Source organism: Serratia sp. A07, assembly GCF_058725505.1.
Map to the genome: position 1 here is coordinate 108884 of NZ_JBZXDO010000005.1, position 21684 is coordinate 130567.

Consider the following 21684-nt stretch of genomic DNA (forward strand, 5'->3'; position numbering starts at 1 on the left):
GGACCGGTTTATGCAAAGTACGATAAAGATTCACGAGCAGGATAACGTGGCGGTAGCGCTGCGCGACCTGGCCGCCGGAGACACGGTTGAGCTGGCAGGCGTAGCCGTTCCGCTGGTGCAGCCGGTGGCGCGCGGGCACAAGATTGCGCTCGGCCCGATCGCCGAGGGCGAGGACATCATCAAATATGGCCAGCCGATCGGCCACGCGCTCGTGGCCATCGGCCCTGGGGAGCATATTCATTCGCAAAACGCCAAAACCAACCTGAGCGATCTGGACAGCTACCGTTACCAGCCGCAGTTCCCGGCGTTGCCGCCGCAGGCGGCGGATCGCGAGGTGCAGCTGTACCGCCGGGCCGGCGGCGACGTGGGGATCCGCAACGAACTGTGGATCGTGCCGACCGTCGGCTGCGTCAACGGCATCGCCCGCCAGATCCAGCAGCGCTTTTTGCAGCAAACGCAGGCGGAGGGGATCGACGGCGTGCATCTGTTCAGCCATCCGTTCGGCTGCTCGCAGCTGGGGCAGGATCATGCCAACACCCGAATCATGCTGCAGAACATGGCGCGCCATCCCAACGCCGGCGCGGTGCTGGTGATCGGGCTGGGGTGCGAGAACAATCAGGTGGATGCCTTTCGCGCCACGCTGGGGATGGCGGACGAGCGGCGGCTGCGCTTTATGGTGTGCCAACAGCAGGACGACGAGGTGGAGGCCGGGCTGGCGCTGTTGCACGAGCTGTACAGGGAGATGCGCCACGATCGCCGCGAGCCGGGCCGCCTGAGCGAGCTGAAGTTCGGCCTGGAGTGCGGCGGTTCGGACGGATTGTCGGGCATCACCGCCAACCCGTTGCTGGGGCGCTTTTCCGATTATGTGATCGCCAACGGCGGCACCACGGTGCTGACCGAAGTGCCGGAGATGTTCGGCGCCGAGCGCATTCTGATGAGCCGCTGCCGCGACGGGGAGACCTTCGACAAAACCGTCGACATGATCAACGATTTCAAACGCTATTTTATCGCCCATCAACAGCCGATTTACGAGAACCCATCGCCGGGCAACAAGGCTGGCGGTATTACCACGCTGGAAGAAAAATCGCTCGGCTGCACCCAAAAAGCGGGCCTGAGCCAGGTGGTGGACGTGCTGAAGTACGGTGAGCGGCTGCGCGTGCCGGGGCTGAATCTGCTCAGCGCGCCGGGCAACGATGCGGTGGCGACCAGCGCGCTGGCCGGTGCCGGCTGCCATATGGTGCTGTTCAGCACCGGGCGCGGCACGCCGTACGGCGGCTTTGTGCCGACGGTGAAGCTGGCCACCAACAGCGAGCTGGCGGCAAAGAAACCGCACTGGATCGATTTCGACGCCGGCGGCCTGATCCACGGCGTGGCGATGGAGACGTTGCTCGGCCGCTTCGTCGATCTGATCGTCGAGATCGCCAACGGCCGCCCGGCGCGCAATGAAGCCAACGATTTCCGCGAGCTGGCGATCTTTAAAAGCGGGGTGACGCTCTAACGCTGACAAAAAAGGCGCTCGAGGGAGCGCCTTTTTATGAAGCAACTTGCGCTTAACGCACCTTCAGCGGGTCTTCGTTTGCCAGCCGTTGATCTTCCGCCTGGCAGGCCGCGGCGGTGAACAGCACGTCGGTGGAGGAGTTGAGGGCAGTTTCCGCCGAATCCTGCAGCACGCCGATAATAAAGCCGACCGCCACCACCTGCATCGCCACGTCGTTCGGAATGCCGAACATGTTGCACGCCAACGGGATCAGCAGCAGCGAGCCGCCGGCCACGCCGGAGGCCCCGCAGGCGCACAGGGCGGCCACCACGCTCAGCAGCAGAGCGGTCGGGACGTCCACCGCGATGCCCAGCGTGTTCACCGCCGCCAGCGTCAGCACGGTGATGGTGATCGCCGCGCCGGCCATGTTGATGGTGGCGCCCAGCGGGATGGAAACCGAGTAGGTGTCCTCATTCAGATTCAGCTTCTTGCACAGCTCCATGTTCACCGGGATGTTGGCGGCGGAGCTGCGGGTGAAGAAGGCGGTCACGCCGCTCTCGCGCAGGCAGGCGAACACCAACGGATACGGGTTGCGGCGGATTTTCCAGTAAACGATCTGCGGGTTGAGCACCAGCGCCACCAGCAGCATGCAGCCGAGCAGCACCATCAGCAACTGGGCGTAGCCCCACAGCACGCCGAAGCCGGTTTCCGCCAGCGTGGAAGCCACCAGGCCGAAGATGCCGAGCGGCGCACAGCGGATCACCGCGCGCACCACCAGCGTAACCGCATGGGACATGTCGTTGATCAGCCCTTTAGTGGTTTCGGAAGCGTGGCGCAGCGCCAGCCCCAGCCCGACGGCCCACGCCAGAATACCGATGTAGTTGGCGTTAATCAGCGCATGGAACGGGTTGGCCACCACGCTCATCAACAGGCCTTTCATCACGTCCACGATGCCGCCCGGCGGGGTAATGTCCGTCGCGCCGGTGGTCAGCGCCAGCGTAGAAGGGAAGATAAAGCTGACGACGACCGCCACCAGCGCGGCGGCAAAGGTGCCCAGCAGGTAGAGGAACAGGATCGGGCGAATGTTGGTCTTCTGCCCCTGTTTATGGTTGGCGATCGAGGCCATCACCAGAATCAGCACCAGCACCGGCGCCACCGCTTTCAGCGCGCCGACGAACAGGGTACCGAGCAGGCCGACGGCCGCAGCGGCTGCCGGCGAAACCAGCGCCACCAGAATGCCGGCCACCAGGCCGACCATGATTTGTTTGACCAAGCTGCCCTGAGTAATCCTTTGTAGTAGTTTTTGCATAGTGCTTTCTTCCTGATGTTATCTGGCCGCCGCGGCGGGAACGACGCCGGGTAGCTTTATATGATTCTGTAACTAAGTGTGTTTGCCGAATCAGTATTCAGCAATCGAATGATGTTGGAAAGAGGCGGGGATGAAATTCTGAGCGCGGATCAACACTTGATAACATACTGGTTACATTTGTGTGATCGCAATAACGTTTGGCGTTTTGAGGGAATTGCCAAACAATCGCGGGGCGACTAGCGCCCCGGATAACAGATTGTGGTTATTTCTTCGCCAGGCGATCGTTGCGGCGATTGACCCAGGCGTTGATCAGCAAGGTAAGCGTCAGGATGCCTGCCACCACGCCGAGCGACACGCCGATCGGGATGTGGAAGAAGTCGATAATCAGCATCTTGATGCCGATAAACACCAGGATCACCGACAGGCCATATTTCAGCATCGAGAAACGCTCCGCTACGTTTGCCAGCAGGAAGTACATGGCGCGCAGACCCATGATGGCAAACAGGTTGGAGGTCAGGACGATGAACGGATCGGTGGTCACGGCGAAGATCGCCGGGATGCTGTCCACCGCGAAGATCACGTCGCTCAGTTCGACCAGGATCAGCACCAGCACCAGCGGGGTGGCGAACAGGATGCCGTTGCGGCGCACGAAAAAGCGCTCGCCTTCCAGGCTGTCGGTCATGCGCAGGTGGCTGCGCAGCCATTTCACCAGCGGCTTGTCGCCGATCGCCGAGTCATCTTCCTTCGCCAGCGCCATCTTGATACCGGTGAACAGCAGGAAGGCGCCGAACAGATACAGCAACCACTGGAACTGGCTGACCAGCCAGCTGCCGGCGAAGATCATGATGGTACGCAGGACGATCGCGCCCAGCACGCCGTAGATCAGCACCCGCCGCTGCAGGTTGGCCGGCACGGCGAAGTAGCTGAACAGCATCAGCCAGACGAACACGTTATCCACCGCCAACGCTTTTTCGATCAGGTAGCCGGTCAGGAAGGCCAGCGCCTGGGTATCGGCGACGGCGCGCCCGGCGGTTTCATTCAGGTAGTACCAGAAACCGAAATTGAACAGCAGGGAGAGGCTGACCCACACCAGCGACCAGCTGGCGGCCTGCTTCAGGGTCATGGTGTGCGCGCCTTTACGGCCCTGCAACAGGAGGTCGATTGCGAGCATCACGACTATGACGGCGGCGAAGCTGCCCCATAACCACGGTGTGCCAACGGAATTCATCATCAGAGGTATCCTTCAAAAACAAAAACGGCCAACGTCGGAAGACGCCAGCCGCTCTGTGAACGCTGCAAGCAAACCTCGCCTTCCGGCAAGGTCTCACTTACAACGTTGATGAAGGTGGTTACACCTTTGACATCAGGTTGCCCGGTAACCGGATGCTTGCGCATCGTAATGACGATTGACCGGCAATGAAGTTACTCCCCTTTGCAGAGCAGAAAGTAATGCAAAATGTGTCGGCGGTCAACGTGAATCGCGTTAGCCGGCCATCGCTTTTTGCGCGCCGAGGCTGACGACGAATCCCTGCAGCAGCAGGCGGCTGAACGGCGTGTCGCTAACCTGTTGTTGTTGCTGTTGATAGCGGGCTTGTTGCTCGGGATGCAGTTCGCCGAGCCACTGCAGATACTGGCTCATCACCGCGCCGTTGAATTCCGGATGGAACTGGGTGGTCAGGGCGTGATCGCCATAGCGCAGGATCTGGTGCGCGTCCTGCTGCGAACGCGCCAGCGTCTGCGCGCCGGCGGGCGGCGTCAGCACGCTCTGCGAATGGATAAGGTTGGCCTTGAAACGCGGCGGCAGCAGGGTGAGCCGCCGGTCTTCGGCCGCGGCGGGCAGCAGTTCGATCTCCAGCGTACCCACCTCCATGCCCTGCGGGTGGTAGCCCACTTCGCCGCCGAGCGCGTAGGCCAGCAGCTGGTGGCCGTAGCAGACGCCGAACAGCGGCAGTTTGATCGCCATCGCCTGACGCAGCCATTCGGCGGCTTCCTCGCTCCACGGCAGCTGTTCGGTCACCATCGCCGGCGATCCGGTGATGACTACGCCGCAATAGGCGGCCGGCGGCAACGGCCGTTCGCCGGCGGGAAGATGCACGATGTGCGCGCGTTCGGCGTCGATGTTGCCCTGTTGCAGGAACATACCTTCAAAGTTGGCCAGTTCCTGGCGAATGGCCTGCGGCGCGTCGCCGGTTTGCATCACGAGCAGCGGTTTCATCTCATTCTCCGTCGGCGGGGAAGACGACGCCGGTCTGGCGGCGGATGTCGGTCAGCAGGCGGGCGACGATCAGCGAATTCTCCAGCCCCGGGTGTTCCACCTGATGCTTCTCAATCAGCTCGGCGAAGGCCAGCGCTTCATACAGCATGGTATTGATGTGCTGTGTCTGGCTCAGATCCTGGCGGTTGCCGCCGCGCGGCGTCAGCGCCACGCCCTGACACTCGGAAATCTTGTCGATAATCAGCGTGCCTTCTTCCCCCTGGATCTCGCTGGGGATCGCCGAGTCACTGACCTTGGAATGGGAAAGCGTGACGTCGAAATCGCCGTAGTTCAGACAGACGGTGCCGTGGGCATCCACGCCGGTATCCAGCAGCGTGGCGCTGGCCAGCACCGACTGCGGCGCGCCGAACAGCGCTACCGCGCTAGCCAGGCAGTAGTAGCCGATGTCCATGATCGAGCCGTTGGAGAACTGGGGGTTAAAGGTGTTGGGGTTCTCGCCGGCGAGATAGCGCGGGTAGCGCGAAGAGTATTGGCAGTAGTTGATAAAGGCTTTGCGCAGCCGACCGACTTTCGGCAATGCCTGCTGCAGCGCCAGGAAATTCGGCAAGTAGGCGCTTTTGAACGCTTCGAACAGCACCACCTGATTTTCCCGCGCGCAGGCTACCAGCTGTTCCGCTTCGCGCTGGTTGGAGGCCAGCGGCTTTTCGCAGATCACGTGTTTTTTATGGCGCAGGAACAGCAGCGATTGCGGGCAGTGCAGGGAATTGGGGCTGGCGATATACACCGCGTCTATGGCGTCAGACTGTGCCATCGCCTCGAGCGAGTCGAAAAACTGCGTGACCTGATAGTTGGCGCCAAATGCCTGCGCCTGGTCCAGCGAGCGTGAATACACGGCGCTCAGCTTGAGTTTGCCGCTTTCATGGGCGGCATCGATAAAACGTTCCGTAATCCAGTTGGTGCCGACGACGGCAAAGCGAATCATGGCGAGCTCCGGTCCAGGCCTAAAACCGCAGATTATCACGCCCTCACTCGCTATGCATACAGCTCGCCGAACAGCGAAAGGTGCGTCAGATACAGCCGGGTATCGAACTCCAGCTGGTGGTAATCCGGCTCCATATGGCAGCACAGGCTGTAGAACGCCTTGTTGTGATCTTTCTCTTTCAGGTGCGCCAGCTCATGCACCACGATCATGCGCAGGAAGGGTTCGGGCGCCACCTTGAACACCGTCGCCACGCGGATTTCCGCCTTGGCCTTCAGCTTGCCGCCCTGCACGCGCGAGATGGCGGTATGCAGGCCAAGCGCATGCTTCATGACGTGGATCTTGCTGTCGTAGGCCACCTTGCTCAGCGGCTGGGCGTTGCGCAGATACTGGTTTTTCAGATCGACGGTAAACTGATACAGCGACTTGTCGGTAGTACAGTCGTGCACCTGCGGATAGCGCTGCAGCAGCACGTCTCCCAGCCGATTCTGATGGATCAGTTGCTGCACCTGGCTTTGCAGATGCGTTGGGTAGCCTTGCAGGTAGGCGAGTTCGATGTCATGCATGAGTGATATTGCGCCCCAGTATTTCTTTGATTGGCCGCAGCCGCACGCGCTGTGCATTGGCCTGTCTGGCCTCCCAGCGATCGTGCGCCGCCTGCAGGTTCAGCCAAAAGTCGGTGGTCGTTTCGAACAGATCGGCAAACAGGTTGGCCTCGGTAACGCTCATGCGCCGATGCCCGTTGCATAGGCGGTTGACGGTGGCGCGGGTGACGCCCAAAACCTTTGCCAATTCCTCCTGACCGATGCCCAACGGCGTTAAATACTCTTCCTGCAGCACTTCCCCCACCGTGGTGGGTTCGCGAGTCGTGGTTTCCAACATTAGGTTCCCCCTCGTTCAGGTATCTTGGTGAGGATCGAGGTAAATTTTTTCAGCGGCGTCATACCGCCACTGGAACATCAGCCGCCAGTGCATATTGACGCGCAGACTTGACCATCCCTGAAACGGCCCGGACAGCCGCTTGTAATAGTTACCCGTGGGGTGATGCAAATCACGCTCTTGCTGCGCGGCGGCCAACATATCGAGCTTTCTGGCCAACTGCCGCTCGAGCGCGCCGGGGATCAGACGGCTGCGTCTGCCTCCTAGATAGAACTGCTCCAGATAGCGATCGCGGAAAGATTTAATCATACTTTCCCCCTTCCATAGGGACTGACAGTGTAACATTTAAAGTTACACCCCGTCAGGTTAAAAAAACGTCGACATGGGTGCTTGGGAGGGAAAGGTTAATGTTGTTAAAGGAGAAAAGGGGAGCGGGTTTTCAGATACGCGGCGCAATACGCAATTTATCCGAAAAAACATTTTACTGACGGGCGTTTTTAGGGGATAAACAGCCCAAATTTTATCAGTCAGGAGGGGCAATGAGCCAACTCGATCTGGGAACACAGCAACTTGAGCTGGAGCGTTATCCCCAACAGGAAGAATCCACCCAACTGCAGGCGTGGGAAGCAGCGGACGAATATCTGCTGCAACAGCTTGAAAACGTAGATATCGGCGGCCGTCCGGTGCTGATTTTCAACGATAACTTCGGCACCCTGGCCTGTGCGCTGCACGCGCATCGTCCTTACAGCGTCAGCGACTCGTACATGAGCCAGCTGGCGACGCGCCACAACCTGAAGCTCAACGGTCTGGATCCCGAGCAGGTCACGCTGTTGGACAGCCTGGCCGAGCTGCCGGCGGCGCCGGCGGTGGTGCTGATTCGCGTGCCGAAAGCGCTGGCGCTGCTGGAACAGCAGCTGCGCGCGCTGCGCCACGTCGTGACCGAAGACACGCTGATCGTCGCCGGCGCCAAGGCGCGCGACGTGCATACCTCGACGATGCAGCTGTTTGAAAAGGTGCTGGGCCCGACGCGCACCAGCCTGGCGTGGAAGAAAGCGCGCCTGATCTTCTGCCAGGCGGCGGATATCGTCCCACCGGCGGCGGCGGAAACCACCGACTGGACGCTGGACGGCACCGATTGGCTTATCCATAACCACGCCAACGTCTTCTCGCGCGGCAGCCTGGATATCGGCGCGCGCCTGTTTATGGAACATCTGCCGCGTGGCCTGAACGGCCATATCGTCGATCTGGGCTGCGGCAACGGCGTGATTGGCCTGACGGCGCTGGCGCAAAACCCGGAAGCGCAGGTGACCTTCGTCGATGAATCTTACATGGCGGTGGCCTCCAGCGAGCTGAACGTGGAGCACAACCTGCCGCAAGAGCTGGATCGTTGCCAGTTTGAGGTAAACAACGCGCTGGCGGGCATCGAGCGCGAAAGCGTGCAGGCGGTGCTGTGTAACCCGCCGTTCCACCAGCAGCATGCCATTACCGATCATACCGCCTGGCAGATGTTCTGCGACGCCAAGCGCTGCCTGCAGGTAGGCGGCGAGTTACGCATCGTCGGCAACCGCCACCTCGACTATCATCAGAAGCTCAAGCGTCTGTTCGGCAACTGCACGCTGGTAGCCTCGAACAAGAAGTTCGTGATCTTGAGAGCGGTGAAATCCGGCGCGCGTCGCTGAGCGTGATGACCAAGGGGCGCTGTGCGCCCCTCAGGCTGTTGACAAAAGGGGGAAAAAGCGTGGTTTTTCCCCCTTTTGTGGTTATCAGCCGAAAATCAATAAATTGATTTTCCTTGTTTTCTATTCGCTGCTCTCTGCCACCCGGCATGGGGATGAGGTTTGTCATCAATATCAGGGGCGCTGTGCGCCCCTTTTTTACAGCGCCATCGCCAGCCGCGTACCCTGATCGATCGCGCGGCGGGCGTCCAGCTCGGCGGCCACGTCGGCGCCGCCGATCAGATGCACGGTTTTCCCCATCGCCAGCAGCGGTTGCTGCAGCTCGCGGCGCGGTTCCTGCCCGGCGCAGATGACCACCGTGTCTACCGGCAGGCAGCTGTCCTGCTCGGCGCGGGTGATGTGCAGCCCTTCGTCGTCGATCAGCCGATAGCTGACGCTGTTGAGCATCTTCACGCCGCGCATCGCCAGGCTGGCGCGGTGGATCCAACCGGTGGTTTTCCCCAGGCCTTCGCCCACTTTGCTGGTTTTGCGCTGCAGCAGATAGATTTGTCGCGCGGCGCGTGGCGCCTGGGGGCCTTGCGCCGCCAGCCCGCCGCGCTGCTCAAGGCGGCCGTCAATGCCCCATTCGCGGTTGAATTCCGCCTGATCCTGGCTGCTGGACACGCCGTGCTGGCTGAGGTACTCGGCGGTGTCGAAGCCGATGCCGCCGGCGCCGACGATCGCCACCCGCTGGCCGACCGGTTTTTTATCGCGCAGCACGTCCAGATAGCTCAGCACCTTGGCGTGGCCGATGCCGGGGATGTCCGGGGTGCGCGGCAAGATGCCGCAGGCGAGGATCACTTCGTCGAATTCGCTTAAATCCGCCGCCTCGACCTTGACGCCCAGCCTGACCGTCACTTCGCGCAGCGCCAGCTGGCGGCGGAAGTAACGCAGGGTTTCATGGAATTCTTCCTTGCCGGGGATCTGCTTGGCGATGTTGAACTGGCCGCCGATCTGATCGGCCGCGTCGAACAGCGTCACCTGATGGCCGCGGCTGGCGGCAGTGGTGGCGAAGGCCAGCCCGGCGGGGCCGGCGCCGATCACCGCCAGCTTTTTCGGTTTCTCCGCCATCGTCAACGGCATTTCGGTTTCGCGGCAGGCGCGCGGGTTGACCAGGCAAGACGTCAGCTTGCCTTCAAAAATCTGGTCGAGACAGGCCTGGTTGCAACCGATGCAGGTATTGATCTCGTCGGCGCGTCCCTCGGCGGCTTTCTGCACAAAGGCGGCGTCGGCGAGGAACGGGCGCGCCATCGACACCATGTCGGCGCAGCCGTCCGCCAGCACCTGCTCGGCCACCGCCGGATCGTTGATGCGGTTAGTGGTGATCAGCGGAATACCCACCTTGCCCATCAGCTTGCGGGTCACCCAGCTGAACCCGGCGCGCGGCACCATGGTGGCGATGGTCGGGATGCGCGCCTCGTGCCAGCCGATGCCGGTATTGATGATCGTGGCGCCCGCCTGTTCGACCGCCAGCGCCAGCTGTTCAATCTCCTGCCAGCTGGAGCCGTCTTCCACCAGATCGAGCATCGACAGCCGGTAGATCAGAATGAATTCCGCGCCCACCGCCTGGCGCACCGCCCGCACGATCTCGACGGCGAAGCGCATGCGGTTGGTGAAGCTGCCGCCCCAGCGATCGTCGCGCTGGTTGGTGCGCGCCGCCAAAAATTGGTTGATCAGGTAGCCTTCGGAACCCATCACCTCAACGCCGTCGTAGCCGGCCTGTTGCGCCAGCGCCGCGCAGCGGGCGAAGTCGGCGATGGTCTGCTCGATCTCCGCTTCACTCAGCGCGCTTGGCGCGAAGGGATTGATCGGCGCCTGCAGCGCGGAAGGGCCCACCGGGTGCGGCTGATAGCTGTAGCGGCCGGCATGCAGGATCTGCAGCGCTATCTTGCCGCCCGCGCGATGAACGGCCTCGGTGACCGGCCGATGGTGAGGCAGCTGCGCCTCGTTGTTGAGGGTGGAACCGCCGCGATACACCACGCCTTTGTCGTTGGGCGCGATGCCGCCGGTGACGATCAGGGCCACGCCGGCGGCGGCGCGCTCGGCATAGAACGCGGCCAGGCGCTGCGGGCCGTCAGGCAGCTCTTCCAGGCCGGTATGCATCGATCCCATCAGCACCCGGTTTTTCAGGGTGGTGAAGCCGAGATCCAGCGGCGCCAGCAGGTGAGGGTAATTGCTCATTGCACTCTCCATCGGGTGAAATCGGGGCCCGTTGTTATAATTATGTGAACATAAGTGGTCGGATGAGATAAATCTAGCCGTTGTCGCGCCGCTTGGGAATCTGCGTTGTGCCGAATGTGATAGACGTCATGAATCTCAGGCACCGTTTGCATAACGAACAAAAGATCGGTTAACCTTTGCGCGTTGTAAATTCCTTCTCTCTGCGGAGCCATAACCGAAAATGAACAACCACACCTGCTGATATCGGGTCCCACGCTGTGCGCTCCCGCGCCCTGTGGGGATGTTTTGATCTCATTCAGGAGTGCTTATGGCTCATTTTGCGCAGTCCCCTTATTTCGTTTTACATCAACTGACCTGCCAATTTGCTGACGGCGAAACGCTGTTCGGCCCGCTGGATCTCGCTTTCGATCGGTCGCGCTGCGGCCTGGTGGGGCGCAACGGCGCCGGCAAAACCCAGCTGCTGCGCCTGATCGTCGGGCGGGATCGGCCGGGCAACGGGCACGTCGAATCCCATGCCGCATTGGCTTACGTTGCGCAGCAGCCGGAGATCGCGGCGAACACCACGCTGGCGCAGCTGCTGGGCTACGGCGAGGTCTTCGCCGCGCTGGCGCGCATCGAGCAAGGGCGGCCGTTGGCGGACGACATCGATCGTCTGGAAGGACGCTGGGATCTCAACGATCGCCTGCAAAGCGCCTTCGCCGCCGCCGGGCTGCCGGCCTTCGATCCTCTGCGACCCGCAAGCTCACTGAGCGGCGGCGAACGGATGCGCGCGGCGCTGTGTGGCGCTTTTCTGGGGGAGGCGGATTATCTGCTGTTGGACGAACCGACCAACCACCTCGACAGCGCCGGGCGCGCCTGGCTGTATCAGCAGCTGGATCAGTGGCGCGGCGGGCTGCTGATCGCCAGCCATGATCGGCAGCTGCTGGCGCGTATGGAACGCATCGTCGAACTGACGCCCGGCGCGCTGCGCAGCTACGGCGGCAACTACGACGACTACCGGCGCCAGCGCGACATGGAGCAGCAGGCGGCGCGCGCCGATCTGGAGCATGCGCGCGAGGAGCGCCGCCGCACCCGCGCCCGTCAGCAGAAAGAGCACGACATGAGCCAGCGGCGCTCGGCGCAAACGCTGCGCGTCGTCGATACGCTGAATATCGCCTCCTTCGAACGGGTGGCCTACAAATCGGCGGCGAAGGAGAGCCTCGGCACGCTGCGCAAACAGCATCAGGACCAGCGCGACAGCCTCGATGCGGCGGTGCGCGAGGCCTATCAGCGGGTGGAGGACGAGCAACCGGTGTTGCTGGCGCTGCCGGGCAGCGAGGTGAGCGCGAACAAGCAGGTGCTGGTGCTCGAGCAGCTGCAGCTGCCGTTCGTCAGCGCGCCGCCGCTGGATCTGCGTATCGACGGCCCGATGCGCGTGGCGTTGACCGGCCCCAACGGCTGCGGCAAATCCACCTTGCTGAAAACCGTTCTCGGTCAGCTGACGGCGCTTTCCGGCCATTGTCATTGCCCGCTGTCGACGGCCTACCTCGATCAAACCTTGTCGCAGTTCGACCCGAGTCTGTCGGTGATGGACCATCTGGGGCTGCAGGATTCGCCGCTGGCGGAAGGCGCGTTGCGCACTCGGCTGGCGCAGCTGCAGCTTGGTGCGGATCGCATCGCGCTGCCGCTGGGCTCGCTGAGCGGCGGCGAACGGCTCAAGGCGGCGCTGGCCTGCGCGCTGTGGCGGCGACAACCGGCACAGCTGCTGTTGCTGGACGAACCGACCAACCACCTGGATCTGGCGTCGTCGCTGGCGATCGAAACTGCCCTGGCGGATTTCCCCGGCGCGATGCTGGTGGTATCGCACGACGAAGACTTCCTGCAGGCGCTGCGGCCGACGCACCGCCTGAACCGGCAGGCGGACGGCTGGCGGCTTCAGGCCTGGTAACGCGCAAAGGCGGCCCTAGGGGGCCGCCTTTTTCATCTCGGGCGCGTTAATGCAGGCCAACAGTTGGGTGAAGGCCGCGGCCATCTGCTCTTCCGGCACGCAGGCAAACCCCATCAGCAGGCCGCGCCGGCGGTTGGGCAGCATGTAGTAGCGCGACAGCGGCCGCACCAGCACCCCCTGCGCGCCGGCGGCGGCGGCGATCGCCACGTCGTCGGCCTCGTCCGGCAGGTTGAGGATCAGGTGCAATCCGGCGTTGCTGTTGAATTCGCTGAGCGCCTGTTTGCCGATGTGCTGTTCGATCAATCCGGTCAGGAAGGCGCGCCGCCGGGCGTACAGCAACCGCATGCGGCGGATATGCGCGGTGTAGTGCCCTGCCTGAATAAATTCAGCCAGCGCGCTCTGGATCAGGAGGTGCCCACCTCGGTACAGCTCGGCGTGGGCGGTTTTCAGCGCCTGCACCAGCGGCGGCGGTAACACCACATAGCCGAGGCGCAGCGCCGGGTAGAGCGTTTTGCTGAAGGTGCCGATGTAAATCACCGGCGCGTCGGCCTCCAGCCCTTGCAGCGCCGGGATCGGTTGGCCGGAAAAGCGGAATTCGCTGTCGTAGTCGTCCTCGACGATCCAGCCGCCGGCGTTGCGCGCCAGCGCCAGCAGCCGTTGGCGGCGCGCCAGGCTCATCACCGAGCCGAGCGGATACTGGTGCGACGGGGTCACGAAGATCAGCCGCGGTGGGTTGGTCGGCTGCTCCGGCGGCACCAGCCCGGCTTCGTCCACCGCCAGCGGGCAGATGTTCAGCGCATTGATGCGCAAGATATTGCGGATCCCCCAATAGCCCGGCTCTTCGATCCAGGCGTCATCCCCCGGATTGCATAGCATGCGCGTCACCAGATCGATCGCCTGATGGATGCCCTCGGTGATCAGGATCTGTTCCGGCGAACAGCGCACCGAGCGCGCCACCCGTAAATACTCCACCAGCGCATGCTGCAGCTCCGGGCTACCGCCCTGATTGCTGTAGGTCAGCCGCTGCGGCGCCGGGCGGCGGCTGAGGCGCGCCTGGATCTTGCTGAACAGCTGATGGGGGAAGGCGTTGACGTCGGGCACGCCGGGAATGAATGCCCCCCACTGTTTGGGGCTGGCACTGGCGTGGTGCAGCAGCGTGGCGCCGCGTTCCGACAGTTCGACGCGGCGCGGTTGCCCGCTGCCGTCCGCCGGGGCGCTGCCGGTGGAGAGGCAGCTGTCCGGCACCGTGTCGGCGACGAAGGTGCCGCTGCCGGCGCGCGCCAACACGTAACCTTCCGCCAATAGTTGTTCATAAACGGTTAACACGGTGTTGCGGGACAGGCTGAGTTCCTGCGCCAGATCGCGCGAGGCGGGCAGGCGGCTGGAGGGCGGCAGGCTGCCGTCGAGAATGCTGGTGCGGATCGCGTTGTAAAGCCGCTTGTGCAGCTTGTCATCGGGCTGCTCGCCGAGGCGCTGCAGCAACAGATCACCACTCAATGAGCGCAATTGGATCCCTCAATTATTCGTAACTGGCACTCGATTATAGGGCCACATCCTGTGTAAATAAACGGCATTGTTTCACGAATGTGAACGAAACGTGTAACTGGCACCGACCGGAGAGAACAGCATGAAAAACGCAGAATTGAACCAACGCCGTCAGGACGCCACCCCGCGCGGAGTGGGCGTGATGTGTGGTTTTTACGCCGAGCGCGCAGAGAACGCCACGCTGTGGGATGTGGAAGGCAAAGAAGTGATCGATTTCGCCTCGGGGATCGCCGTGCTGAACACCGGCCACCGCCACCCGAAGGTGATCGCCGCGATTGAAAAGCAGCTGCAGGCCTTCACCCACACCGCCTATCAGATCGTTCCTTACGAAAGCTATGTTTCGTTGGCGGAGCGCATCAACCAGCGCGCGCCGATCGCCGGCCCGTGTAAAACCGCCTTCTTCACCACCGGCGCGGAAGCGGTGGAAAACGCGGTGAAGATCGCCCGCGCTTACACCGGCCGTCCAGGATTGATCACCTTCGGCGGCGGTTTCCACGGCCGCACCTATATGACCATGGCGCTGACCGGCAAAGTGGCGCCTTACAAACTGGGCTTTGGCCCATTCCCCGGCTCGGTGTTCCACGGCCAGTACCCGAATGCGCTGTACGGCGTGACTACCGAAGACGCGATGAACAGCCTGGATCGCCTGTTTAAAGCGGATATCGATCCCAAGCAGGTGGCGGCGATCGTGCTGGAGCCGGTGCAGGGCGAAGGCGGCTTCAACGTGGCGCCGGCCGAGTTCATGCAGGCGCTGCGCGCGCTGTGCGACCAGCATGGCATCCTGCTGATCGCCGACGAAGTGCAGACCGGCTTCGCCCGTACCGGCAAGCTGTTCGCCATGGAGCACTACAGCGTTAAACCGGATCTGATCACCATGGCGAAAAGCCTGGCGGGCGGCATGCCGCTGTCGGCGGTGGCGGGCCGCGCCGAGGTGATGGACGCGCCGGCGCCGGGCGGGCTGGGCGGTACCTATGCCGGTAACCCGCTGGCGGTGGCCGCGGCGCATGCGGTACTGGACGTGATCGACGAAGAGCAGCTGTGCCAGCGCGCCCAGCGTTTGGGGCAGCACCTGGTGGAAGTGTTGCAGCAGGCGCGCAAAACCAGCCCGGCGATCGCCGATGTGCGCGCGCAAGGCTCGATGGTGGCGGTGGAGTTCAACGATCCGGCCACCGGCAAACCATCTGCCGATATCACCCGTCAGGTGCAGCAGAAGGCGATGGAAGAAGGGCTGCTGCTGCTGAGCTGCGGCGTGAACGGCAACGTGATTCGCTTCCTGTACCCGCTGACCATCCCGGACGATCAGTTCACCAAGGCGATGGGCATCCTGTCTCGCGCGCTGGCCCACTAAGGAGCGAACGGCATGAAATTGAACAATCCCGAACTGCTGCGCAGCCAGTGTCTGATCAACGGCGAATGGTGCGATGCCCTGAGCGGCAAGCGCGAAGCGGTGATCAACCCGGCCACCGGCGCCGAACTGGCCAGCATTCCGCTGGTCAGCGAAGAGGAAACCCAGCAGGCGATCGCGGCGGCGCAGCGAGCGCAAAACGAGTGGAAACAGCTGACCGCCAAGCAGCGTTCCGCGCTGCTGCTGGCCTGGGCCGACAAGGTGCTGGCCGCACAGGAAGATCTGGCGCAGCTGATGACCGCCGAGCAGGGCAAATCGCTGGCGGAAGCGCGCGGCGAAGTGGCGTACGCCGCGTCGTTCATCACCTGGTTCGCCGAAGAGGCCAAGCGGGTGGACGGCGCGGTATTGCAGGCGCCGCAGGCTTCGCAGCGCCTGGTGGTGGTGAAACAGCCGATCGGTGTGTGTGCGGCCATCACCCCGTGGAATTTCCCGGCGGCGATGATCACCCGCAAGGTGGCGCCGGCGCTGGCGGCCGGTTGCGCCATCATCGTCAAACCGGCTGAGCAAACGCCGTTGACCGCGTTGGCGCTGGCCAAGCTGGCGCAGGACGCCGGCATTCCCGCCGGCGTTTTGCAGGTGGTGACCGGGGAAGCGGCGCAGGTGGGTAAGGTGCTGTGCGACAGCCCGGTGGTGCGCAAGCTGAGCTTTACCGGCTCGACCGAGGTCGGCCGCATCCTGATGGCGCAGTGCGCGCCGAGCATCAAGAAACTGTCGCTGGAGCTGGGCGGTAACGCGCCGGTCATCGTGTTCGACGACGCCAATCTGGACGCGGCAGTGGCGGGCATCATGGCCTCCAAGTTCCGCAACAGCGGCCAGACCTGCGTCTGTGCCAACCGCATTTACGTGCAGGACGGCATCTACGAGCGGCTGGCGGAAAAACTGGTGGCGGCGGTCGAGCAGCTAAAAGTCGGCGACGGCAGCCAGGAAGGCACCACCCAGGGGCCGCTGATCGACAGCGATGCGGTAGCGAAGGTGCAGAGCCATATCGACGACGCGCTGATCAAAGGGGCGCAGATCGCCACCGGCGGCCAGCCGCACGCGCTCGGCGGCACTTTCTTCCAGCCGACGGTGGTGACCGGGGTAACGCAGAAGATGCGCTTCGCCAAAGAAGAGACCTTCGGGCCGGTGGCGCCGCTGTTCCGCTTCCATGACGAGGCGGAAGCCATCGCCATGGCCAACGACACCGAATTCGGCCTGGCCACCTACCTGTTCACGCAGAACGCCGCGCGACAGTGGCGCGTGCCGGAAGCGCTGGAGTACGGCATGGTCGGCATCAACACCGGGCTGATTTCCAACGAAGTGGCGCCGTTCGGCGGCGTGAAACAGTCAGGGCTCGGGCGTGAAGGATCGCGCTACGGGATAGAAGAATATCTGGAGCTGAAATACCTGTGTATCGATGTGAGCTGTTGAGCGTCAGGACGTTAACCCATCCCGGCGGCCAGCGTCGCCGGGCGATAAAGGATGATGCATGTCTGATAATATCTCTGTTTCTCCGGCGCTTGCCGCCGGGGTGCGAGCACCTGCACCCGCCAAATCGTTAAGTTTCCTCGAAGGGGTGGCGATGATCGTCGGCACCAACATCGGCGCCGGGGTGCTCTCCATCGCCTACGCCTCCAGCAAGGCCGGTTTCCTGCCGCTGCTGTTCTGGCTGGTGCTGGTGGGGAGCCTGACCACCATCACTATGCTGTACGTCGCCGAATCCACGCTGCGCACCCGCGCACATCTGCAGCTGAGCGGGCTGGCGAAGCGCTACGTCGGCGGTCTGGGCGCCTGGCTGATGTTCGCTTCGGTGTGCGTCAACAGCGTTGGGGCGCTTACCGCCTACATGACCGGCAGCGGTAAGCTGCTGCAATCGCTGTTCGGCATCTCGCCGGCGCTGGGCAGCCTGCTGTTCTTCGTGCCCGCCGCCGGCGTGCTGTACCTCGGTTTGAAAGCGATCGGCCGCGGCGAGAAGTTTATCAGCATCGGCATGGTGGTGATGCTGACTGCGCTGGTGGCGGCGACGCTGCTGAAAGACACCACCCAGATGCGCAACCTGCTTGACGGCGACTGGCGCTATATGGTGCCGGTGTTCAACGTGGTGGTGTTCTGCTTCTCGGCGCAGTACATCGTGCCGGAGATGGCGCGCGGCTTTGCCGACAAGCCGGAGCAACTGCCGAAGGCGATCATCGTCGGCATGGTGGTGACCTTCATTTTGCTGGCGGCGGTGCCAATGTCGGTGATCGCGCTCAGCGGGCTGGATGACATCTCCGACGTGGCCACCATTTCCTGGGGCCAGGCGCTGGGGCAGTGGGCGTTCTTCTCCGCCAACATCTTCGCGCTGTGCGCGATGCTGACCTCGTACTGGGGATTGGGCGGCAGCTTCCTGACCAATATTTTCGACAAGTTTAGGCTGGGCAACGACGAGCTGCCGCTGCGCCGCTTCGGCGTGCTGCTGCTGGTGGTAGTGCCGCCGTTCGTGCTGGCCTACAGCGGGCTGGTGTCGTTCGTCAACGCGCTCTACTTCGCCGGGGTGTTCAGCGGGGTGATCCTGTCGATCATGCCGATGCTGATCCTGCGCGGCGCGCGCAAACAGGGCGACCAGACCCCGCGCTGGCAGTGCAACTGGATCACGCACCCGCTGCTGCAGGTCAGCATTGTGCTGCTGTACCTGGCCAGCGCGGTGTACGCCATCGCTTCATTGTTAGGCTATCTGCCCTCTGGATGGTGATTTGCCTTCCCTCAAGCAGTGATGTTGTTTCTCGGCATTGAGAACGGCGGCGTCGTGGCCGCCGATTTTTTTCTCAGGCGCGCCGTTTTTCCGACAACGCCAGCCAGGCCTGCACCGACGGGCGCTGCCACTGCTTGTGCGCATAGTGGCGCACGCGCTCCGGCACCGGGTCGCCGTGCATCACCAGCCGGTTGAGCATCAGCGCCAGATCGGTGTCGGCGATGCACCACTCCCTGAACAGATTGTCCTGCCCGTGGCTCAGCAGCTTTTCCACGGCGGCGATCAGCTTGCGCGCGGCCTCCTGCGCGGCTTCGGACAGCGGCGGGAACTTGCCGTTGTTGAACACCACCTCGGTCGAGCGCTCGGCGCGGATCGGCAACAGATCGCAGCGCAGCCAGGCCTGGATCTCGCGCGCCTTGGCGCGCAGCTTCACGTCGCGCGGGTACACGGCGTGGGCCGGGTGGATGTCTTCCAGGTATTCGGCGATCGCCGAAGACTCCGAGAGCTGAAACTCGCCGATCGCCAGCGTCGGCACCCGGCGGGTGAGCGACAGCGCCGCGTAGGCCGCCTCTTTGTTCTCTTCTTTCGCCAGATCCACCGGCTTCACGGTGAACGGAATGCCTTTTTCCGTCAGCACGACAAAGGCGGACATGGCGTACGGGCTGAAAAATTCACTGTCGGTATAAAGCTCGATGATCGGTTGAGACATCGGCGGTTCCTCGGGGTTAAGGGGGGAACATTCATCATTGACGAGGGGAGGCTAAAAATCAATCTGTTAGCCTAAAAGTTCTTGGGCGGCGCGGTTTACGGCGCCGTGAGTTCCTTCAGGGTGATGTGATATATTTGTTGCCAACAAGTGAATTGAGCCGTATTGGGTAACATGAAGACGCAGTGGATAGAACGAGTAAAAGTGGGATGCGCGCGCCTGTGGCCGCACCCGCTGGCGGTGGGCAAGCGAGAGATGCTGATTTCCAGCGTCGGCGCCGGTTTGGGGCTGATGCTCGCCGGCTGGATCAGCCACTTTATTTTGGGCGAGGTGAACCTGTGGTTTATCGCGCCGATGGGCGCCTCGGCGGTGCTGCTGTTCGGCGTGCCCAACAGCCCGCTGGCGCAGCCCTGGTCGATCGTCGGCGGCAATGCGCTGGCGGCGACGGTGGGTGTCAGCGCCGGTCTGCTGATCCCCGATCCGGGCCTGGCCTGCGGCGTTGCGGCGGCGGTGGCCATCGGCCTGATGTTCAAGCTGCGCTGCCTGCATCCTCCGGGTGGCGCGGTGGCGCTGACCGCCATCCTCGGCGGCCCCGGCATTCACCAGATGGGCTACCACTTCGTGCTGTACCCGGTGCTGCTGAACTCGGTGCTGCTGGCGGCGCTGGCCATTCTGTTCAATAACCTGGCCGGGCGACGCTACCCGCACGCGCTGGCGCCGGCGGAGGCCAAACCGGCCAATCTGCCGATCGATGCCGTTGCCATCACCCGCGCCGATCTGCACGAGGCGCTGATGGAGGGGGATCTGTTCGATATTGACGAGGACGATCTGCAGGAGATCCTGCTGCGCGCCGAGCAGCTGGCGCATCAGCGGCAAAGCAAGACCGCCTGATCAGCCCAGCGTTTTGCGGTAAAACACCACCCGCTCCGTTTCGGCAAAGCCCAGCGCCGCATGCAGGCGCTGGGAGTCCAGATTGGCGATGTCGGTATCCGACGCCAGCTCGCTGCACCCCTGCTGCTTCGCCCACTCCTGCACCTGCGCGATCAAGCGCGCGGCCCAGCCCTGGCGGCGGGCGGGCTCGACGGTATAAATCCCTTCCAAAAACGCCACCGGTGACGATTCGCAGCCGTTGACGTAATCGTAGCGCAGCGCGACCTCGGCAAAGCCAACGAAAGCGCCGTCCAGCCCCCGCGCCATAAACGCGGTGTGGTGCGGCGAAGCCAATATCTCGCGCATTTCCGCGCGGTGATCTTCAGGCGAGCTGGAGGGCCACAGCGCGGTGCGCAGCGCCAGCCAGGCGTCGAGGTTGTCGTGGTCGCAGTTGACGATCATGCGGGGCCCTTATGAGTCGGAATAAATCAGGAATGCCGAAAGAGAAGTGTGGCACGGCGGCGGGAAACAAAAAAGCCATCCCGGACAGAATGGCTTGTAAGGCTGTGAAAACAGCTAAAATTTGGTGGCCCCTGTTGGGTTTGAACCAACGACCAAGCGATTATGAGAACGATGTACCACCTTTTAAAATCAATAAGTTACAGTGAAAACAAAAGGTTATAAAACGGATGTTATCGGTGGTTATTGGTGGTTTGAGTTCTGAGGGGGCAGAAAGGGGACGTTTTTCCCCAATGGGTTAAGGGTGGTCGCCTCCTGTAAATGGTTAGGTGCGAAGTGCGCATATCGCATCGTCATCTTGATGTCGGTATGGCCTAAGATGCGTTGTAGTACGAGAATGTTTCCGCCATTAATCATAAAATGGCTGGCGAATGTGTGGCGCAAAACGTGTGAAAGCTGGCCGTCAGGTAGTTCAAGCTCCGCACGTTCAACGGCTTTGCGAAAAGCAGAATAACATGGTTTGAAATACCTACCGGGCTTATCCGGTTTCGGCAATGAGTCGTAAAATTCGTTGCTTATTGGGACGGTTCTATTCCTATTCCCTTTAGTTTTGAAAAAGCTAATTTTAAGATTTTTAATCTGCTTTGTGGTCAATGATTCAGCCTCATCCCAACGCGCGCCAGTCATTAAACATACACAAGCAACCCAAAATGTGCTGTCGTTTCTGCTTTTTAAACACTGTTCTAACAGTCGGTTTATTTCCTCTTGCTCGAGATAGGCTAACTCCGCCTCTTCCGATTTGAAGGGGCGGACGTTTGCTAGAGGGTTATCAAGTTTCCAATGACCCAGACGTTTTAGCTCATTAAATACGGCGCGAAAATATGCCAGTTCGAGATTCATCGTGCGCGGGGAAACCTGCTTTACCCGTGCTGTTCTGACTATCTCGCCGGACAACCGCTTTTTTCGATAAATAGAAAACATGGTTGAGTCAAACTCATGAGCGAAAGGATCACCCATGCTGTCACAGGCAAACTCCATTGCGCCTTTGCGTTTTTCACCGTCATCTAGCGTAACGCCATGCTCATCAAACCATTGCACCACAAGGTCTTTCAGTTTGCGGCGATCTTCTTTTCCATCGAGCCAAGGCTTGACGTGAACATTTTCTAATATGTGGTTTTGATAGGCTGTGGCCTCTCCCTTGGTGGAGAACGTTTTGCGTATACGCTTACTGCTTTTACCTTTGGGTTTGCCTTCGGGATAAAAGTCTAACAGCCACTTGCCGTCAGGTTGTTTTTTTATCGACATAG

19 protein-coding genes are annotated in these 21684 nt (G+C 62.0%); 7 read left to right on the forward strand and 12 right to left on the reverse strand.

Features of this window, described 5'->3' with window-relative positions; all coding sequences use genetic code 11:
* Positions 1-10 precede the first annotated feature (10 nt).
* Entirely contained in the window at positions 11-1498 is a 1488-nt protein-coding gene (locus AC4PR2_RS07580) for a UxaA family hydrolase (RefSeq protein ID WP_346420597.1), read from the forward strand.
* A 52-nt stretch (positions 1499-1550) separates the two neighbouring features.
* Here AC4PR2_RS07580 and sstT read toward each other — a convergent pair whose 3' ends face one another.
* The 7 genes from sstT to AC4PR2_RS07615 form a co-directional block, all read right to left on the reverse strand.
* Positions 1551-2786 (reverse strand): serine/threonine transporter SstT, encoded by a 1236-nt coding sequence (sstT, locus tag AC4PR2_RS07585; protein ID WP_492174972.1) that lies wholly within the window; start codon positions 2784-2786, stop codon positions 1551-1553.
* Positions 2787-3048: 262 nt separating this feature from the next.
* Positions 3049-4017, reverse strand: coding sequence for a TerC family protein (locus AC4PR2_RS07590; RefSeq protein WP_060424713.1), 969 nt, complete (start codon positions 4015-4017; stop codon positions 3049-3051).
* A gap of 252 nt (positions 4018-4269) precedes the next feature.
* A complete protein-coding gene (locus AC4PR2_RS07595) occupies positions 4270-5001 on the reverse strand; it encodes a glutamine amidotransferase (protein WP_060424716.1) in 732 nt (243 codons plus the stop codon).
* 1 nt (position 5002) lies between these two features.
* Entirely contained in the window at positions 5003-5983 is a 981-nt protein-coding gene (locus AC4PR2_RS07600; RefSeq protein WP_070915396.1) for a Gfo/Idh/MocA family protein, read from the reverse strand.
* A gap of 50 nt (positions 5984-6033) precedes the next feature.
* Complete coding sequence (locus AC4PR2_RS07605) at positions 6034-6546, reverse strand: M48 metallopeptidase family protein (RefSeq protein WP_016930176.1); 513 nt, start codon at positions 6544-6546, stop codon at positions 6034-6036.
* On the reverse strand, positions 6539-6862 hold the full coding sequence (locus AC4PR2_RS07610) for a HigA family addiction module antitoxin (RefSeq protein WP_219228764.1): 324 nt from the start codon (positions 6860-6862) through the stop codon (positions 6539-6541). The genes AC4PR2_RS07605 and AC4PR2_RS07610 overlap by 8 nt, the downstream gene beginning before the upstream one ends.
* A 15-nt stretch (positions 6863-6877) precedes the next feature.
* Positions 6878-7168, reverse strand: a complete 291-nt coding sequence (locus AC4PR2_RS07615) for a type II toxin-antitoxin system RelE/ParE family toxin (RefSeq protein WP_346420596.1) — start codon at positions 7166-7168, stop codon at positions 6878-6880.
* Between the two features lie 230 nt (positions 7169-7398).
* Here AC4PR2_RS07615 and rlmG point away from each other — a divergent pair, with 230 nt between their 5' ends.
* Positions 7399-8538, forward strand: a complete 1140-nt coding sequence (rlmG, locus tag AC4PR2_RS07620) for a 23S rRNA (guanine(1835)-N(2))-methyltransferase RlmG (RefSeq protein ID WP_015379148.1) — start codon at positions 7399-7401, stop codon at positions 8536-8538.
* A 195-nt stretch (positions 8539-8733) separates the two neighbouring features.
* Here rlmG and AC4PR2_RS07625 read toward each other — a convergent pair whose 3' ends face one another.
* Complete coding sequence (locus AC4PR2_RS07625) at positions 8734-10755, reverse strand: oxidoreductase (RefSeq protein WP_330113081.1); 2022 nt, start codon at positions 10753-10755, stop codon at positions 8734-8736.
* A 307-nt stretch (positions 10756-11062) separates the two neighbouring features.
* Here AC4PR2_RS07625 and AC4PR2_RS07630 point away from each other — a divergent pair, with 307 nt between their 5' ends.
* Entirely contained in the window at positions 11063-12682 is a 1620-nt protein-coding gene (locus AC4PR2_RS07630; RefSeq protein WP_346420595.1) for an ABC-F family ATP-binding cassette domain-containing protein, read from the forward strand.
* Positions 12683-12697: 15 nt separating this feature from the next.
* Here the strand turns inward: AC4PR2_RS07630 and pdxR are convergent, their stop codons facing one another.
* Positions 12698-14188 (reverse strand): MocR-like pyridoxine biosynthesis transcription factor PdxR, encoded by a 1491-nt coding sequence (pdxR, locus tag AC4PR2_RS07635; protein ID WP_070915390.1) that lies wholly within the window; start codon positions 14186-14188, stop codon positions 12698-12700.
* Positions 14189-14309: 121 nt separating this feature from the next.
* Between pdxR and AC4PR2_RS07640 the strand changes: the two genes are divergently transcribed.
* From AC4PR2_RS07640 to AC4PR2_RS07650, 3 genes are read left to right on the forward strand one after another with little or no spacing between them, the layout of a single operon-like run.
* A complete protein-coding gene (locus tag AC4PR2_RS07640) occupies positions 14310-15575 on the forward strand; it encodes a 4-aminobutyrate--2-oxoglutarate transaminase (protein ID WP_048234933.1) in 1266 nt (421 codons plus the stop codon).
* Positions 15576-15587: 12 nt separating this feature from the next.
* Positions 15588-17042: an NAD-dependent succinate-semialdehyde dehydrogenase gene (locus AC4PR2_RS07645; RefSeq protein WP_492174973.1), complete on the forward strand. Its 1455-nt coding sequence runs from the start codon at positions 15588-15590 to the stop codon at positions 17040-17042.
* 58 nt (positions 17043-17100) lie between these two features.
* On the forward strand, positions 17101-18342 hold the full coding sequence (locus AC4PR2_RS07650; protein ID WP_043142048.1) for an aromatic amino acid transport family protein: 1242 nt from the start codon (positions 17101-17103) through the stop codon (positions 18340-18342).
* A 73-nt stretch (positions 18343-18415) separates the two neighbouring features.
* Here AC4PR2_RS07650 and yfcF read toward each other — a convergent pair whose 3' ends face one another.
* Entirely contained in the window at positions 18416-19051 is a 636-nt protein-coding gene (gene yfcF, locus AC4PR2_RS07655) for a glutathione transferase (protein WP_443014503.1), read from the reverse strand.
* Between the two features lie 171 nt (positions 19052-19222).
* Here yfcF and AC4PR2_RS07660 point away from each other — a divergent pair, with 171 nt between their 5' ends.
* Positions 19223-19939: an HPP family protein gene (locus AC4PR2_RS07660; RefSeq protein ID WP_060388247.1), complete on the forward strand. Its 717-nt coding sequence runs from the start codon at positions 19223-19225 to the stop codon at positions 19937-19939.
* On the opposite strand, the gene aac(6') is transcribed toward AC4PR2_RS07660, so the two are convergent.
* Positions 19940-20380 carry an aminoglycoside 6'-N-acetyltransferase gene (gene aac(6'), locus AC4PR2_RS07665; protein WP_346420593.1) on the reverse strand — a complete coding sequence of 147 codons (441 nt, stop codon included), beginning with the start codon at positions 20378-20380 and terminating at the stop codon, positions 19940-19942.
* A gap of 240 nt (positions 20381-20620) precedes the next feature.
* The gene (locus AC4PR2_RS07670) at positions 20621-21682 is read right to left on the reverse strand and encodes a phage integrase (RefSeq protein WP_043148066.1); all 1062 of its coding nucleotides are present in this window, start codon (positions 21680-21682) and stop codon (positions 20621-20623) included.
* Positions 21683-21684: the final 2 nt, after the last annotated feature.

Coding starts and splice junctions, on each gene's coding strand:
- AC4PR2_RS07580 (WP_346420597.1), top strand. CDS start 11: ATGCAAAGTACGATAAAGATTCACGAGCAGGATAACGTGGCGGTAGCG.
- sstT (WP_492174972.1), bottom strand. CDS start 2,786: ATGCAAAAACTACTACAAAGGATTACTCAGGGCAGCTTGGTCAAACAA.
- AC4PR2_RS07590 (WP_060424713.1), bottom strand. CDS start 4,017: ATGATGAATTCCGTTGGCACACCGTGGTTATGGGGCAGCTTCGCCGCC.
- AC4PR2_RS07595 (WP_060424716.1), bottom strand. CDS start 5,001: ATGAAACCGCTGCTCGTGATGCAAACCGGCGACGCGCCGCAGGCCATT.
- AC4PR2_RS07600 (WP_070915396.1), bottom strand. CDS start 5,983: ATGATTCGCTTTGCCGTCGTCGGCACCAACTGGATTACGGAACGTTTT.
- AC4PR2_RS07605 (WP_016930176.1), bottom strand. CDS start 6,546: ATGCATGACATCGAACTCGCCTACCTGCAAGGCTACCCAACGCATCTG.
- AC4PR2_RS07610 (WP_219228764.1), bottom strand. CDS start 6,862: ATGTTGGAAACCACGACTCGCGAACCCACCACGGTGGGGGAAGTGCTG.
- AC4PR2_RS07615 (WP_346420596.1), bottom strand. CDS start 7,168: ATGATTAAATCTTTCCGCGATCGCTATCTGGAGCAGTTCTATCTAGGA.
- rlmG (WP_015379148.1), top strand. CDS start 7,399: ATGAGCCAACTCGATCTGGGAACACAGCAACTTGAGCTGGAGCGTTAT.
- AC4PR2_RS07625 (WP_330113081.1), bottom strand. CDS start 10,755: ATGAGCAATTACCCTCACCTGCTGGCGCCGCTGGATCTCGGCTTCACC.
- AC4PR2_RS07630 (WP_346420595.1), top strand. CDS start 11,063: ATGGCTCATTTTGCGCAGTCCCCTTATTTCGTTTTACATCAACTGACC.
- AC4PR2_RS07640 (WP_048234933.1), top strand. CDS start 14,310: ATGAAAAACGCAGAATTGAACCAACGCCGTCAGGACGCCACCCCGCGC.
- AC4PR2_RS07645 (WP_492174973.1), top strand. CDS start 15,588: ATGAAATTGAACAATCCCGAACTGCTGCGCAGCCAGTGTCTGATCAAC.
- AC4PR2_RS07650 (WP_043142048.1), top strand. CDS start 17,101: ATGTCTGATAATATCTCTGTTTCTCCGGCGCTTGCCGCCGGGGTGCGA.
- yfcF (WP_443014503.1), bottom strand. CDS start 19,051: ATGTCTCAACCGATCATCGAGCTTTATACCGACAGTGAATTTTTCAGC.
- AC4PR2_RS07660 (WP_060388247.1), top strand. CDS start 19,223: ATGAAGACGCAGTGGATAGAACGAGTAAAAGTGGGATGCGCGCGCCTG.
- AC4PR2_RS07670 (WP_043148066.1), bottom strand. CDS start 21,682: ATGTCGATAAAAAAACAACCTGACGGCAAGTGGCTGTTAGACTTTTAT.